This is a genomic window from Chryseobacterium vietnamense (genome assembly GCF_031454475.1).
GTDB classification, from domain to species: Bacteria; Bacteroidota; Bacteroidia; order Flavobacteriales; family Weeksellaceae; genus Chryseobacterium; species Chryseobacterium vietnamense.
The window spans coordinates 1,652,293-1,667,714 of record NZ_JAVDQX010000001.1 but is presented as its reverse complement, the minus strand read 5'-3'; the positions used below and the strand labels follow the sequence as shown (position 1 = coordinate 1,667,714).

The 15,422-nt window shown below is 36.1% G+C and carries 22 protein-coding genes; 10 read left to right on the top strand and 12 right to left on the bottom strand.

Annotated features, from left to right (window positions below):
• Positions 1–10 precede the first annotated feature (10 nt).
• The 9 genes from J2786_RS07510 to J2786_RS07470 form a co-directional block, all read right to left on the bottom strand.
• A complete protein-coding gene (locus tag J2786_RS07510) occupies positions 11–469 on the bottom strand; it encodes a DUF2750 domain-containing protein (protein WP_047429662.1) in 459 nt (152 codons plus the stop codon).
• Between the two features lie 65 nt (positions 470–534).
• Complete coding sequence (locus J2786_RS07505; RefSeq protein ID WP_156121402.1) at positions 535–909, bottom strand: hypothetical protein; 375 nt, start codon at positions 907–909, stop codon at positions 535–537.
• 102 nt (positions 910–1,011) lie between these two features.
• Positions 1,012–1,593, bottom strand: coding sequence for a GDP-mannose pyrophosphatase NudK (gene nudK, locus J2786_RS07500; protein WP_047429665.1), 582 nt, complete (start codon positions 1,591–1,593; stop codon positions 1,012–1,014).
• A complete protein-coding gene (locus J2786_RS07495) occupies positions 1,580–1,939 on the bottom strand; it encodes an NUDIX hydrolase (RefSeq protein ID WP_047374310.1) in 360 nt (119 codons plus the stop codon). The genes nudK and J2786_RS07495 overlap by 14 nt, the downstream gene beginning before the upstream one ends.
• Before the next feature lie 54 nt (positions 1,940–1,993).
• Positions 1,994–2,584, bottom strand: coding sequence for a Crp/Fnr family transcriptional regulator (locus tag J2786_RS07490; RefSeq protein ID WP_047429667.1), 591 nt, complete (start codon positions 2,582–2,584; stop codon positions 1,994–1,996).
• Positions 2,585–2,588: 4 nt separating this feature from the next.
• Complete coding sequence (locus J2786_RS07485; RefSeq protein WP_310024481.1) at positions 2,589–3,497, bottom strand: TIGR01777 family oxidoreductase; 909 nt, start codon at positions 3,495–3,497, stop codon at positions 2,589–2,591.
• 22 nt (positions 3,498–3,519) lie between these two features.
• Positions 3,520–3,864: a DUF2116 family Zn-ribbon domain-containing protein gene (locus J2786_RS07480; RefSeq protein WP_047429670.1), complete on the bottom strand. Its 345-nt coding sequence runs from the start codon at positions 3,862–3,864 to the stop codon at positions 3,520–3,522.
• 5 nt (positions 3,865–3,869) lie between these two features.
• Positions 3,870–4,463, bottom strand: coding sequence for an HPP family protein (locus J2786_RS07475; RefSeq protein WP_047429677.1), 594 nt, complete (start codon positions 4,461–4,463; stop codon positions 3,870–3,872).
• A gap of 76 nt (positions 4,464–4,539) precedes the next feature.
• On the bottom strand, positions 4,540–5,370 hold the full coding sequence (locus J2786_RS07470) for an arginase family protein (RefSeq protein ID WP_310024477.1): 831 nt from the start codon (positions 5,368–5,370) through the stop codon (positions 4,540–4,542).
• A gap of 319 nt (positions 5,371–5,689) precedes the next feature.
• On the opposite strand from J2786_RS07470, the gene J2786_RS07465 reads away from it, so the two are divergent.
• Both J2786_RS07465 and J2786_RS07460 read left to right on the top strand, forming a co-directional pair.
• Positions 5,690–6,481, top strand: coding sequence for a phage tail-like protein (locus J2786_RS07465; RefSeq protein WP_052186941.1), 792 nt, complete (start codon positions 5,690–5,692; stop codon positions 6,479–6,481).
• A gap of 173 nt (positions 6,482–6,654) precedes the next feature.
• Entirely contained in the window at positions 6,655–6,825 is a 171-nt protein-coding gene (locus J2786_RS07460) for a hypothetical protein (protein ID WP_156121404.1), read from the top strand.
• Positions 6,826–6,992: 167 nt separating this feature from the next.
• On the opposite strand, the gene J2786_RS07455 is transcribed toward J2786_RS07460, so the two are convergent.
• Positions 6,993–7,367, bottom strand: a complete 375-nt coding sequence (locus J2786_RS07455) for a helix-turn-helix domain-containing protein (protein ID WP_047433211.1) — start codon at positions 7,365–7,367, stop codon at positions 6,993–6,995.
• A gap of 349 nt (positions 7,368–7,716) precedes the next feature.
• On the opposite strand from J2786_RS07455, the gene J2786_RS07450 reads away from it, so the two are divergent.
• From J2786_RS07450 to J2786_RS07415, 8 genes are all read left to right on the top strand, one after another.
• A complete protein-coding gene (locus J2786_RS07450) occupies positions 7,717–8,049 on the top strand; it encodes a single-stranded DNA-binding protein (protein WP_047429680.1) in 333 nt (110 codons plus the stop codon).
• Between the two features lie 11 nt (positions 8,050–8,060).
• A complete protein-coding gene (locus J2786_RS07445; protein ID WP_310024472.1) occupies positions 8,061–8,516 on the top strand; it encodes an HRDC domain-containing protein in 456 nt (151 codons plus the stop codon).
• Between the two features lie 120 nt (positions 8,517–8,636).
• Positions 8,637–10,007: a histidine--tRNA ligase gene (gene hisS / locus J2786_RS07440; protein WP_047429684.1), complete on the top strand. Its 1,371-nt coding sequence runs from the start codon at positions 8,637–8,639 to the stop codon at positions 10,005–10,007.
• Positions 10,008–10,198: 191 nt separating this feature from the next.
• Positions 10,199–11,062, top strand: coding sequence for a PH domain-containing protein (locus J2786_RS07435; RefSeq protein ID WP_082001936.1), 864 nt, complete (start codon positions 10,199–10,201; stop codon positions 11,060–11,062).
• 11 nt (positions 11,063–11,073) lie between these two features.
• Positions 11,074–11,922, top strand: a complete 849-nt coding sequence (locus tag J2786_RS07430; RefSeq protein WP_082001937.1) for a PH domain-containing protein — start codon at positions 11,074–11,076, stop codon at positions 11,920–11,922.
• 17 nt (positions 11,923–11,939) lie between these two features.
• Positions 11,940–12,587 (top strand): GNAT family N-acetyltransferase, encoded by a 648-nt coding sequence (locus J2786_RS07425; protein WP_047429697.1) that lies wholly within the window; start codon positions 11,940–11,942, stop codon positions 12,585–12,587.
• A 63-nt stretch (positions 12,588–12,650) separates the two neighbouring features.
• On the top strand, positions 12,651–13,187 hold the full coding sequence (locus J2786_RS07420) for a PH domain-containing protein (protein ID WP_047429698.1): 537 nt from the start codon (positions 12,651–12,653) through the stop codon (positions 13,185–13,187).
• Positions 13,188–13,247: 60 nt separating this feature from the next.
• Entirely contained in the window at positions 13,248–14,039 is a 792-nt protein-coding gene (locus tag J2786_RS07415; protein ID WP_310024465.1) for a class I SAM-dependent methyltransferase, read from the top strand.
• Positions 14,040–14,136: 97 nt separating this feature from the next.
• Here J2786_RS07415 and J2786_RS07410 read toward each other — a convergent pair whose 3' ends face one another.
• Entirely contained in the window at positions 14,137–14,373 is a 237-nt protein-coding gene (locus J2786_RS07410; protein ID WP_047429702.1) for a YtxH domain-containing protein, read from the bottom strand.
• 99 nt (positions 14,374–14,472) lie between these two features.
• Positions 14,473–15,315, bottom strand: a complete 843-nt coding sequence (locus tag J2786_RS07405) for an isoaspartyl peptidase/L-asparaginase (protein WP_047429704.1) — start codon at positions 15,313–15,315, stop codon at positions 14,473–14,475.
• Positions 15,316–15,422 lie beyond the last annotated feature (107 nt).

The window sequence follows — 15,422 nt, the reverse complement described above, 5'->3', positions numbered from 1 at the left end:
TAATAACCAATTAATCTGCCAACACTTCTCTGATCTGGTTTTCCAAATCGTCAATGCTTTCAAACTTCTTTAGCTCCAATGATTTTCCTGAAGCTTTAAGTTCTTCAATAATATCAAGGATTAATTCTAAAGGCTCAGCTTCGTAACCCAACAGATTGCTGTCAAAATCAGTTCCCACCAACAATCCGTCAATATTCATCCCAAGGCACCAGTTTTCCACAAACTCATTGAGTGGAATAGAAGAAGGCTCATAATGATTCCACTCATTTTCTATGCATGATTTTGCTCTGGCAGTGTCCGACCAGAAACAAATGATCTGCACTTCATCACCGTTTTCATATTCTTTCTCGTTGGAGTAGGAGGTTGCATATCCTTTGCCATCTTTTAAAGCATATACTGTTTCTGACTCAGTGATTTTTTTAATAAAATCTTTGTGACGGTTTTCCACCGTAATATGATCTTGAAACATTTTTATTTAATTAAGAATTGTGAATTGATTGCTGTACCGGTAAACCGTAAATCTGATATTATGTTTTATGAAACTTTACTGCTGTTGATATGAATAATTTCCGGATTTTGACCATCTGAATCTCTTTTAGACCTACCGTAAAGTCCTATTTCAAGATCATTTGGGGACTCACTGTCCAGTTCAGAGGGATGTACATACGTATACATGCCATATCCATGCCCGGAAACCAGCCATCCTTCAGTAAGGCTTAAATGAATTACACTGAAATCTCCGGCGGGACCTCCGGCAGAAACCGGACCGAATTCTTTCATTAATTGTAATGCTTCCTCTTTTACATCTTCAATTGTACTGATGTCGTCAAAAATAATATAAGTACCATTTTCAAAAAGAACCCAATCCTGAAATTTCGGATTAATGGCAAGCTTCACATGTTCAAGCATATGTTAATAGTTTAAATAAGAGTTATAAGTTAATGTTTTTATTTCAATGGCCCATTTTCTTGTATCAATTATCATCAATCCATCATCATTTATAGGGTGATTTTACAGTATCCCTTTGATCCTCAAATGCTGCAGAAGCATAATGGTTTTTGCATCTTTGATTTCTCCGGTATCAATCATTTTCAGGCTTTCTTCAAACGATAATTCCAGGACCTCTATGTTTTCACCTTCTTCTTCGAGGCCGCCGCCATCTGTAATTTTCATTTCATCGGAATATTCTGCAATGAAGAAGTAAAGAATTTCCGTCACAGATCCAGGCGACATATAAGCTTCAAATATTTTTTCAACTTTGGAGATTTTATAGCCGGTTTCTTCTTCGGTTTCCCTTTTTATACAGTCTTCCGGATTATCATTATCCAAAAGTCCGGCACAGGCTTCTATTAGCATTCCTGTAGCATTTCCGTTGATATAAGTTGGTAATCTGAATTGCCTGGTGAGAATAACGGTGTTAGAGACTGTACTGTAAAGAAGAATTACAGCTCCGTTTCCGCGGTCATAGGCTTCTCTGCTTTGGGTTTCTGTGGTTCCGTTCTTTTTCAAAACAGAATAGGTAACTTTGTTTAAAGTATACCAGTTGTCTGAAAGGATTTCTGTCTGAAGGATTTTGATATCAGGATTTTGCATAAGGAATATCTTCTATGGTATAATAAATGGTAAGACCTCTTTCTTTGGCTATTCTTACATCTTCATCAGCTCCCTTTGATGCTCCTTCTATACGCAGCACTGCATCACATTTTTCCAGAAGGGCATGAGCTACGGGATACTGTATTTCCTGCCATGCTTCATCACCTATTTGGGTAGATCCGGCAAGGTGGATCAATGGCAATGCAACCCATTCTCCGATAATAGGGATGTGTCCCTTTCTGAAAATAGGAAGAGCAACAGCCTCAAGATTGTGAAGATTCTGCTGAATAAGCTGCGGATCATCATTTGTTCCGCTACGGTAAGGGCCTGCGATAAGTATAAACATATTTTTTTTTTGAGTAAAATAACAGAACTTTCAGAATAAAAAAAATAATATAGCTTAAGAGAAACTGTTTTTTTGTTTGGATTTTATAAGGCTTAAAAATTCAGGAGTGATCCCTAAATAAGAAGCTATTTGTTTTTGCCTGATACGTTTTACTGCTTCAGGATATTTCTGTAGAAAGTTATAATAACGTTCTTCTGCCGGTAAAGAAAGATTTTCAATCGTTCGGAGCTGTTCTCTGATGTAAGCGTTTTGCATCATGATCCGGAAAAACCGTTCAAATTTGGGGACTTTGTGATAAAGATCATCCAGATGATGTTTTTGAAGCTGCAAAACAGAGCTGTCTTCCAATGCTTCAATATTCAGCATGGCAGGCTTCTGATTGATGAAACAATACATATCAGTGATCCACCAGTCAGAAACCGCGAACATAATCGTAGATTCTTTTCCTGTGGCATCCATATGAAAAGCTCTCAAAATTCCTGTCTGAACAAAATTAATCTCTTTACAGGCTTGTTGCTGCTGTAAAATCAATTCTTTCTTAGCAACCTTTTTCTCTTTTAATAGAGAGAGAAAATAAGATTTCTCTTGATTGGTAAGTGAAATATGCCTGGAAATATTTTTTAGGATTAAAAGTTCTTCCCCCATTCTGTTATTGCTTCTTTAATAGATCTTCTAAAGCCTCATTCAGATCCGGAAACTTAAAGCGAAACCCTGCATCCTGAAGTTTCTGTGAAGAAGCTCTGGAACCTTCCAGTATAGCCGTAGCGAGCTCTCCGAAGATTAGTTTCAGGACAAATCCAGGGACATTAGGCATGAATAAAGGTTTTCCAAGTACTTTGGCAATCTTTTTTGTCAAATCTTTATTGGTGGCATGCTGTGGAGATACAGCATTATAAGCGCCGTCTATTGCTGGGTTTTTTAAAGCAAATTCATAAATAGAACAGATGTCCTCAACATGAATCCACGGCATGTACTGTTTGCCACTCCCCAGTGGAGAGCCAATATAATATTGAACAGGAGGGATCATTTTCTTTAATGCTCCGTCTTTTTCAGAAAGAACAACAGCGGTACGTATTTTGACAACTCTTTCAGCCAGATCTTGTTCCTTAAAATCGTCAGCAGCCCTTTCCCATAAAACAACCACCTCACTGAGAAAATCGTTGCCCGGAGGATCGGTTTCCGTGTAAATTTTTTCTGACGTTTCCGTACCATAAAAATTAATCCCCGAAGCTGAAATAAAAGATTTTAGCTTGATCTTGTTTTTTCTTAAAGTTGTTCGAAGAAGTTCTGCAGAATCTATACGGCTGGCAATCAGTTCTCTTTTTCTTTCCGGTGTCCAGCGCTTTTCTGAAATATTGGCACCCGCAAGATGAACGATGTGGGAAACATTGTTAAATGCGGTTTCATCAATACTTCCTGTTTTGATGTTCCACTCATATTCATGATCTTGTACTTTTTTTCGGGTCAGAAATCTGATCTCATATTCATCACCTATTTTTTTGGCCAGTTCTTTGGCAATCATGCCGCTGGCACCAGTGATCAGGACAACTTCTTTCATAGTATTATTTTTGTGGTGGTTGTTATGCCTGATTTTTTACAATCAGTACAAAATCATCTTCCAGAAGTTTATAACCGTAATCATAAATGAACTTGTATTCAGAGCCGTTTTTATAAACTTTCAGATTGGTGAAGTAATCAAAATCAAAACCTAAGCCATCCAGTCTGGATACGGGGACTTTTGTTTTACCATCGGTATTGATTTCCATCAGAATGCGGTAGTTTTTACGGAGTTTGTTATTAACATTCCGCATCAGGTTATTAGAATCCTTATTCTGCTTATTGTTATAGGCGTTCCGGCAGGCATCGTTGCAGAATTTTTTATCAGACCTTCCGATGATTTTTTCGCCACATTCCAGGCAATTCATGATCTTTATTTTAAGTGGTGTTTGTGTCTTTTTTTCAACAGTTTTTTGAACATACTGTGAGTAGGATAGCTCCTGTTGGGGGTAATATTATTAAAAAATAAGGCAACAATCAAAAGAATAATGCATCCGGAAAGAACAGGGGAGAGAACATACCAATATCCCAATTCCGGAATTTTTCCTGTAGAGCTTACCGCAATCAGCGCTGTAGCTCCACCCGGTGGATGTAAAGTCTTTGTATACTGCATCAGCACAATAGAAAATGCGACTGCCAGAGGTGCTGAAAGCCAGATGATATCCGGAACAAACTGATAGACAGTAACGCCCACCAATGCCGAGAGTACATGCCCTCCGATAAGATTTCTGGGCTGAGCCAAAGGACTTTGTATTGCTCCATAAATAAGAACACTTGATGCCCCAAAAGAACCAATCAGGAATATATTCTCCGTTTCTGTGAGTGAATGAGACTGAATAAATGCAATAATCCCAATCCCAAAAAATGCTCCCAAAAATGACCAGAAATGTTCCTTGTAATCAACGAGTGTCTCTTTATAGATTACATATTTTGAAACCCTGAATGTTCTTTTAATGCTCTTCTTCATTTACTCTTCTTTATTTTTTATAATTTGAATTAAGTTATCTACAAATGGCTGGGTATATATTCCGTTTTCATCATAATCAGGATCTAAAATGGTAATCTCTATTCCAAAAACACAAAGGGTTTCCGAACAAAGGTTCCAGCATTTCCCTGAGATCATCATAGCTGATGCCATCTTCCATTCTGCTGTCTACGGCAGGCATGATCTCATCTTTTAAAATATCGACATCAAAATGAATGAAAAATCCATCCAGACCTTTACTATTTACCATTGTCAGAAAGTCTTCAGCCGTTTTTCTGAAACCATTTTCTCTGAGCTGATAAAGATCAAAATAATGAATCCCGGAATTGATAATCTGATTAACATACTCTTCATCATCAGTTTCTGCATTTCCACAACAGTAGATGTTTTCTTCAGCCAGATAAGGTTTCAATCCATTGATATCAGTCAGTTTGTGATGTCCGGTACCCGTAATAATGGCGAGATCCATTCCCGCAGCGCCTCCGGTTTCAGAAAGTTCCGGTGGGATAAAATCTGTATGTCCGTCAAGATAAAAAAGTGCAAAATTTCCCAGGTTTTTCAGAGCAATGGCATTTCCTATGAGAATACTGCAGTCACCTCCCAGAATAATATTGAATGAATTTTTCTCGTAATGATGGAGAATACAGTCAGCCTGTTTTTTAGCATATTCAACAATCTGGCCTGCATTTCTGACCTTTGATTCTTTATCAAAATCCAAAGAATAGTCAGGGGCTTCCAGTCTGATAACATTTGTCGGATTAATTCTGCTATGAAAACCAAATTTTCTGAGCCAGTCCGGAAGTTTACGAACTCCGGGTTCTGTCTCATGTTCCTTTTTGGTAAGTCCCAAATTGAGAGGAAACTCAAAAATATTGATGCTCCTTTTCATAGATGAATTTTCACAAAGATAAGGAATTATCCGTTTGTAAATGGATAATTAGAAAAGCACTCATCACTATTACAACATATTTTATGAAAATAAGGGATTTTTATTGATGGGATCAATTTTTTAGAACATTTAAATTTTTTTTTGTAATTCTCTACATTTTGAATAATGTAATATTCATCAGTGTTTTAATGTAAATATTTACACATAAATCTATATTGTTATGTATAACAGTCTTATTTTCAGTAAATAAATTTAAAATTTATTTCACTGTATTGTGTTTTTTTGTAATTTTGATATCAAACATTCAAAAAAACAAACCATGAAAAAATCCAATTTATTACTCAGTATTCTGTGTTCTTCATTTATGCTTGGACAGGTAGGGATTAACACCACTTCTCCTCAGGGAGTTCTGGATGTCACCTCAGCTAATTCAGCAGTTGTACTCTCCAGAAATGCCAATCCTCCGGCCAACGTAACAACGCCTGCTGCGGGAATGATCATCTACGATTCTACCAATAAAACCTTAAGGTATTATAATGGAACCCAGTGGAGTACCGTAATTTCCTCCCAGACGCTTACAACGGCCAATGAAGGTGTTGTTAAGCTCAATAGTGGAGCAGGAGTGAAACCCACATTTGCATTCAAATCTTCAGGAGGGGTGCCTTTAATGACGTATCAGAATATTGTTTATCAGACACCGATGAATATTGTGACAGACTTTGCGGCTCCTCCTACCACCACATGGCCGGAAAATATTACCAACCCGGTACCCGCAGATATATATGATCCGTCAACAAACCGGTTTTTAGAAAACCCTATTGCTGGACAGGTTCATATGTGGAGGGTCATTGTGAGCTACAGTAATAAGAATAACGGTTCTGTAGCATTTGTGACTGTAAATCTTTCCAACCCACTTCCTCCTTCAACATTTTCCATAGATCAGACCGCTGTTGCTCCCAATGGGGTAACTTCAGGAGATCTGGTTTTTTATCTTGTGAGTGTTGCGGATCCTTTATCCATAGGAAGCGGATATCTTATTAAAATAAAATCTGATACCTCACTAGATGCTACTATTAACAGTATCACAAGGATTTCACAGGCAAAAGATTAACTCATTATTAAAGCTTATTTTCAAATTGACCAATGTCAGACAAGAACAAACTGATAAGGTTTGTTCTTGTTTTCAAGCTCAGTATGCAGATTTTCTGGTCTCCGGAAAACTATTCATCATGCCGTTATCCCTGATGAGTATTAAATATACCACACATTGCCAAACTTCTTGATATGGTTATGCTGGTCTGCCTTACCGGAAAAGAAAGAACTTTAAGTGAGTTTAAGATGAGCATTGAAAAAGCAGGATTAAAGTTTACCCAGCCTATTCCTATTGAAACAGAAGCAAAAGCATTGTTGAATGTGAAAAAATATAAGTTTCAATTTTTATTTTTAGTTGCATGATTAAGTAGGAGGCGCTCAACAATTTTGTTGAGCGCTTTTTTTATTTCAATCCAGATGCAAATATTCTGCTTTAATTTTGGGTATTTCCCGATTTATATATGCTGTCTCAATAATTTATTTATTTTCTCAAAATTTATAATTTGATATCATTATATTTTTGATGCTTTCTATTTTTTAAGCCTTTCGATTTCTTCTTTAAGCAAAACAATATATTCCTGCATCGTTTTTATAATTTCTATGCTTAATTCATTTGTGATATATCCCATATTATTGGCTGAAAAACCACTATTACCAACATTTGAACCAGGGCTGTCATTAAAAACAGGATTTTCAATAACAATTTTAGCTTCCTCTTCTTCGTAGATTTCTTCAACAGGAACCTCTAAATACTGGGCAAGCTTGTTCCATTCTGCCTGTGTTATAGATACAGCACCGCTTTCTTTTCTGCTATAATTGGAGACGTCAGTAGGAATCACTTCAGCCATTTGCTGTTGAGTGAAGCCTTTCATCTTTCTTACTGTACGGAGTTTTTCTTTTTGCATATCAGACATTTTTACAAATTTGCAAAAAAAAATTAAATTAAAGAGAAAAAAAACCTTGTAATACATCTATTTTTCAATGTTTTTAGAAATAGAAAATATTTTAGGATATGGGGTTTCCATCATGTAATTTTTACTTTAAAAATGATAATTAATGCTTTTAAAGCTTTATAAATATTGTTTTCTACAGAATTCTGTTTATTTTATTATTCGTTTTCAAACGACTACAAACGGATTTAAATAGTTTATAACCGACTGTGGTATCGGAACATCGCAATCTTTGCAACAGAGATTTGAGAAAAACAGTGAACGTCTCTTATCTGAATTTATTAATCTTTAAAATCTAAAAGTTATGTCACTAAGAAACAAAGTAACATTAATTGGTTACACAGGTAAAGAAGTTGAAATGGTAAACTTCGACAATGGAAATGTAAAAGCAAGTGTATCCTTAGCCACCAGTGATCACTACACGAATGCTAAAGGAGAAAAGGTAGAAGAAACACAATGGCACAACCTGATCGCCTTTGGGAAAACAGCAGAAATCTTTGAAAAGTATGTCTCTAAAGGAAAGGAAATTGCCATAGAAGGAAAAATCACTTACAGATCATATGATGATAAAGATGGGGTAAAACGGTATATCACAGAAATTCGTGTAGACGAGATTCTTTTATTAGGAGGTAAATAATAAAAACACAAATGATGAAAGTAAAAGTTTTTAAAATCAGACTTCCGGAAGAATTTCTGTACAGAGATCAGAAAATGCTGGATGATTTTCTTGAAGCCAATGAGATTATGAAAGTAGAAACAGCTTTTGTGAATGAGGAACGTTATTGGTCTGTTATATTGTATTTTGAAGAATTAAAGCTTACAAAAAGTACAGTAAAAGAACCAAAGGCAGTAAAATATTCTGCAGAAAATGATCTTTTGAATACAGATGAAGAAAAAATTCTGGACGCTCTGAAACTCTGGAGATCAGAAAAAGCCAGAGAACAAAATCTGCCCACTTATTTCATCGCCAGCAATAAAGAACTGATATCTGTGGCTAAGTATAAACCTGCTAAGAAAGAAGAATTGCTGGAAATCAAAGGATTTGGAAAACATAAGATTGAAAATTATGGTGAAGAGATTCTTGAAATCCTTGAAAGCGTATGATTTCTGAATAATTGATGCTGCAACAAGAAAAGCTGAGGAAAGACTTTCTTCAGCTTTTTATACTATGTAAAATTCCTTTCAATTCCTTACTTTTGCATTTATCAAAATGACATACAACAAATGAAGCCAAGTTTAGCAAAAGGGACGAGAGATTTTACGGCACAGGAAGTTTCCAGAAGAAAATATATCATCAGTATTTTACAGAATAATTTTGAATTATTCGGGTTTCAGCCATTGGAAACACCAAGTTTCGAAAATCTTTCTACGTTGACAGGAAAATACGGAGAAGAAGGTGACCGCTTGATTTTTAAAATTTTAAATTCAAGCATCAACGAAGCGAAAGTAGAGAAAAAAACTCAGATGCTTCATGACTTTCAAAAAGCGTTGGAAAAACCATTCAGTGCAGAGAGCCTTACTGATAAAGCGCTTCGTTATGACCTAACTGTACCTTTTGCAAGATTTGTAGCAATGAATCATGGGAAACTGACATTTCCGTTCAAACGTTCTCAGATCCAGCCGGTTTGGAGGGCAGACAGACCTCAGAAAGGAAGATACAGAGAATTTTATCAGTGCGATGCCGATGTAGTAGGAAGTGAAAGTTTACTACAGGAAGTAGAGCTGGTTCAGTTGTATCTTAAATCTTTTGCAGATCTGAAAGTTCCGGTAACCATTCATATGAACAACAGAAAGATTCTATCCGGATTGGCAGAATATGCAGGAATCACAGATAAGTTGATTGATTTTACTGTAGCACTGGACAAACTGGATAAAATTGGTAAAGACGGAGTTGTAAAAGAATTGTTGGAAAGAGAAATTTCTCAGGAATCTATTGATAAGCTGGATTTCTTGTTCAGTCAGTCAGATGATGCGTTGGAAAATCTTCTTCAGCTGAAAGAAAAATTTGCAGGAAACGAAATTGGTTTGAAAGGAGTAGAAGAGCTGGAATTTGTTCTTACACAATCTTTGAACCTTGGTGTTGATATTCAAAATCTGGTATTTAATATTACTTTGGCAAGAGGACTGGATTATTATACCGGAGCTATTTTCGAAGTGAAAGCAGATGAAGTTGCAATGGGATCCATCGGAGGTGGTGGAAGATATGATAACCTTACTGAAGTCTTTGGCGTTAAAAACATTCCTGGAATAGGAATCTCATTCGGATTAGACAGAATTTATCTTGTGATGGAAGAACTTAACCTGTTCCCTGAAGAAGCATCAGCCAAAATAGAATATCTGTTTGCTAACTTTGGAGGTGAAGGAATTACAGAAGCATTGAAACTGATCATGAAGCTGAGAACCAAAGGAATTTCAGCAGAATTATATCCTGAGAATGCAAAGATCAACAAGCAGTTTACCTATGCTGAAAAGAAAGGCATAAAGAATCTTGTTTTCCTGGGTGAAGAAGAAATTAAAAATAATACAGTTACTTTTAAAGATCTTGAAGCGGGAGAGCAGAAAACTGTTTCTTTAGAAGAGTTTTTAGGAGAATAACATTATAGATATTTAAAAAAACAAATCAACCACAAAATTACTTTTGTGGTTGTTTTGTTTGATGGGTGCTAAGATTTAAATATTTTTAACCTTTACAATCGGTTCAGAATTTGTAATTTGGATCCGATATTATAAAACAGGGTCAATGGAGGTCCCTGTATCTACAAAAAACTTTTAAACATAAAAACCAAATGAATACTATTTGCGCATTGTGCGGTACACCGCTGACGGCTACAGATATGTCCGTAGGTAAAAATAAACTTGCTGACGGTGGTTATTTGTGCGCAGCCTGTTTTACTAAAGCTATTACGATCAACAGAGATCTCATTAATAATCTTGATCAGTTTTATTTTGCAGAAATTACAGGAATGATTTTGAAAAGTAAAATTGATGCCAGTCAGAATCCGGGAGGATCTCAATCTATGGCTAACAGCCGCTACGAATATGATGCACCCACAAGACTGGATGAAATAAAAGATCAGATCGTTGCATTGAACGCAAGATTGAGTGTTCTGGCTAATGAAGAAGTGAATGAACTGGCTAATGTTCTGGATAGAGATGAAAAACTGCTGGCCATTGCAGAAGGAATAGATCTTCAAAGTAACAGAGAAGGAATCATATTTTCAACCCAGAAAAGAATTGCTTTTATTGATAAGAAATTTCTGGGTGGAGTTGTAAAAAACGAATTCCTCATTCAAGATGTCTCTTCCATTGATCTTGATGAAACCCTTTTGTACTCCATACTTAAAATCAATACTTACCGAGGTTCAGCGCAGTTTAAATTACATAATAAAAATGATGGAAGGGCATTTTCCAATGCTCAACGCAGAAGTACTACTCATACTGAAAATGAATTCATGCAAAATTCGAGTCCATTTCAGGCATTTACTCAAACCATTCCTGATCTGGTGCAGGAAAATGTCTATTCTACGGATCAGGTTGATTCAGGTGCAATTTTTGAGCAGCTGGAAAAATTGGGAAAACTGAGAGAGATTGAAGTTCTAACTGAGGAGGAATTTGCAGAACAAAAGAAAAAACTGCTTGATAAATTATAAAAGAAAAAGGAATGAGCGATAATTGTGCATTGTGCAATACAGAATTAACATCTATGGACACACTTTTGGGAGCTAATAAGCTTTCAGACGGTACTATTTTATGCAATAAATGTTTAAATAAAGTAAGCGATATCAATGATGAGCTGCTTTACAATCTTAATGCATTCAGCATTAATGATATCAATAAAATGCTGAGTACAGAAAATACTGAAGCAGCTCAGGCAGTCATGATGGTAGAAAAGACTCTTCCTGCAGCCACAGATTACGGTTCTCATCACATCTCAAAAGAGGTTTATAGGCGAAGACACCAAAAAATAAAGAATGAACTGGAAAGGCTTCATGCCAATCTCTCGGTCTTTACCAAAGGAGAAATCAAAGAACTTCCGTATCTGATTTCAGAAGATGAACAGATTATCGCAATTACAGATGCTCAGTTTGTCAACACACTGGATGCCGGAGTATTGGTAGCAACACCATTGAGGTTGATTTCTGTATCAAAAGGCATGTTTGGTGCCGCAAAGATCAATATTTATCCTAATGAAACCATAGAGCAGCTGAGCTTTGTTACCCATCCGAGATCTCCCTTCATTCAGCTGCATCTTGAAGAAAGAACAGTTGAGTTTGAATGCTACATGGATAAGGAAGATGCCGAAAAGTTCTATGATACAATAAAAAACATTTATAATAATCCAAAGGAACAATCTTTAAAACAAATTACTTCAGCAAACAAAAGTGTTTCAGTTTCATCAGAAGAAATTTTTAATCAGCTTGAAAAATTAGGAAAACTGAGAGAAAGTGGAATCTTAACCGATGCAGAATTTGCAGAGCAAAAAAAGAAACTGTTGGAGCAACTAAAATAAAATATTTAAACCCAATCATGAAGAATAAAGTATCTTCAAAAATAGTAGAGAGCTGGCTTAAAGGATGGTGCCTTTCAAGAGAAACACCTTTTCCTGTTCCCCATAAATCCGGATTCTATGTGAACGTAGGAGATGAAAAACAAAAAGAACGTTTTGTGTTTCCTGAGCTTAATGATGATTTTTTCCAACTTGCCAATTCAATTGATGAGCCCTGGATTTACCTGAAAGTATCCACTTCTCCTGATGAATTTATAGAAAAAATTCCTGAAAGATGGAAACTGCAGTCACAGGGATATATGATGACCTGTTTTCATCCGATGCAATTTCCGGAAACCAGTCTTGCAGAAGGATATCACCTTGAATTTTCTGAATATAATACCACCTTTGTGGTCAGAATTGTAGCAGAAAATGGTGAGCAGGCTTCCATAGGCCGCATCTCTCTTATAGATGATTGTGCTATTTATGACAGGATTATTACCGAGAAAAATCATCAAAGGAAAGGGCTTGCCCGTTTTTTACTGAAAGAACTGGAGACGATCGCTTTATCCAAAGGATTTTCAAATAATCTTTTAGTAGCCACGGAAGAAGGAAAACTACTGTATGAAACCTTGGGCTGGAAACTATACTGTCTGCATACTTCCATTGTGATACCATCAGAAGATTAGATATTTTTATTGAATTAAAAATTATTACTAATAAACAGTAATTTAGCCCCATAAACTAATGCTATGAGTGAAAAATCAAGACTTGACGAAATAAGAGAAGAACTTAAAAAGCTGGATATCAGCCCTACCATATTTGCCCGAAAAGAAATTCATGAATTGCCGGATATCCTTTCAGCAGATGAAAAAATTGTCTCTCTCGTAGAGGGCCGAAACAAATTAAACAACCATCATATTATTTTAGTTGCCACCGACAGAAGACTGATTTTTGTGGATAAGGAATTCATGTATGGATTGAAAGTAGAAGACTTTTCTTACAGTAAGATAAGCTCCATACAATATGAAACAGCATTTTTACTGGCTTCCATAGATATTCAGGTTACAGATGACGTTGTAGAAATTGATGGAGTAGGAAAGTATCATGCTGAACTGTTCTGCGAAAAAGTAAGAGAATTCATGTCCCGTCCGGAAACACATTTCCAGAGTAAGCCTGAACCAAGTGTGTTAGATCAGCTGGAGCAGTTGGGAAGATTAAAAGAAACGGGGGTTTTAAGTGATGAGGAGTTTCTTGAGCAAAAGAAAAAATTGATAGAGAAATTATAACCGTTGTATACTGTTAACACAGTACTTTACGGGTATAACTAACACTTTTAAACTAAAACAATGGAAAACTATTTAGAAATTAATAAAAAATCATGGAATGCCAAAGTAGAACCTCATCTGAAATCGGATTTTTATTTTGTAGATGAATTTGTAAATGGCAGAACTTCCCTGAACTCAATAGAATTAGATCTTCTTGGAGAAATAAAAGGGAAAACCATTCTGCATTTGCAGTGCCATTTCGGCCAGGATTCTATTTCCTTGTCAAGAATGGGAGCTAAGGTTACAGGAATAGACCTTTCTGACAAAGCGATTGATACTGCGAGAGAGCTTGCACAGCAGTGTAATACAAATACGGAATTTATCTGTTCAGATGTGTATAATCTGCCAAATATTCTGGATCAGAAATTTGATATCGTTTATACAAGCTATGGTACAATAGGATGGCTTCCTGACCTTGAAAAATGGGCAGATATTATCAATCATTTTCTAAAACCAGAAGGGCAATTTATTATGGCAGAATTTCACCCTGTTGTCTGGATGTTTGATGATGATTTTACGAAGGTAGCGTATAACTATTTCAATGAAAAACCTATTGTAGAAACCTACGAAGGGACGTATGCAGATCAATCTGCATCTATCGTACAGGAATATGTCATGTGGAATCACTCCTTAGCGGAAGTTCTTGATAATTTGATTAAAAAAGATTTACAGCTGAATACGTTCCGGGAGTTTGATTGGTCACATTATCCCTGTTTCAGGCATGTAGATGAATTCGAAACAGGAAAATGGAGAATTCCACAGTTTGGAAATAAAATACCTCTTGTCTATGCGCTTATAGCACAGAAAAAATAAAAAATTAAGGGTCGTATTAAAATAAAAAGTCATCGTAAGATTGATTACGATGACTTTTTTCCTATATATGAATGTTAAAAAAACTGCTCTGTGTTGGTTAGCTCAGGGAGTCCTCAGCATTTGTTTTTACTTCATCTACCTTATTCTGGACCTGGGAAGCAACATCATTGGCTTTGCTTTTAAGGTCATTTCCCCACTTATTAAGATTGTCCTTTGCAGTATTGATTTTATCTTTTACAGCTTGTTGATCTTCAGGGCTTGAATTCTTATATTTCCAATAAGCTAATGCACCTAATCCTAGTAAAGCTAATAAACCTTTTGTCTTGTTTCCCATGATTTCTATTTTTTTAAGTATTAATATTAAAATTTGTTGTTATGAATAATGTAAAATACGTGCCAAAAAAATAAATGGACTTATAAAAAAATGTTAAATTTAGGAAAACACTTCAAGTTTTTCACCATCAAAACTGGCGAAAACCATAGTAGGATACGAATCCTGATGATAGATATTTCCATCTTTATCAATAGCGATGGCACCAGCAAACCCATCTATGACTGCAAGTTCATCAAATGTCTTACTGAAAGCCTGTTTAAGGCTCATTCCATCTGTAACTCTCGTTACAATTTTTGCTGCAGTAGCATTACTGACAATATCTTCACCTACACCCGTACAGCTTACCGCACAGAAAGCATTGGCATAATTTCCAGCCACCGTCGCGGAATCTGAAATCCTCCCTGGAATTTCAAAACCCTTTCCTCCGGTAGAGGTGGCAACAGCCAGTTTTCCTTCATGATCAATGGCTACGCAGCCTACAGTTCCTTTCCCTCCATTGGCCAGTTTGGCTTCGTATTCTTTTCTTCTCTGAGGAATTTCCGTAGAAAAATTTTCAAAACCATTTTCTGTAGCATATATTTTAGCGCCATTTCCTCCTAAAACTCTGTCATCTTCATTGATGAGGTCTTTAGCAACAAAAATAGGGTTCTGCACATTTTCAATATTAATTACACCACTTAGCTTTTGAGTGTTTCCGTTCATAATGGCAGCACTCATACGGATCACACCATCACTCTGGATCTGAGAACCGATTCCTGCGTTGTATAACGGATCGTTTTCCAGTAAAGAAACAGCATAGGCAACAGTATCAAAAGCCGAATGTGTTTTAAGATAGTCGAATGCCTTCTGAGCGATTTCTTTTAACGACTCCTGTTTTGCCGTTTTTACTTCGTGGCTTTGATCGCTTTCAGAGAAAAAACCTCCGTGGATAATTACTTTCATAGGTAGATATAGGTTTCGTGTTCCGGAGTTCCGTATTTATTTAAATTAATAATACAACCGGGCATTAATGAAGAAAGATAAGCATTTTATTTAAATACTGTGTTAAT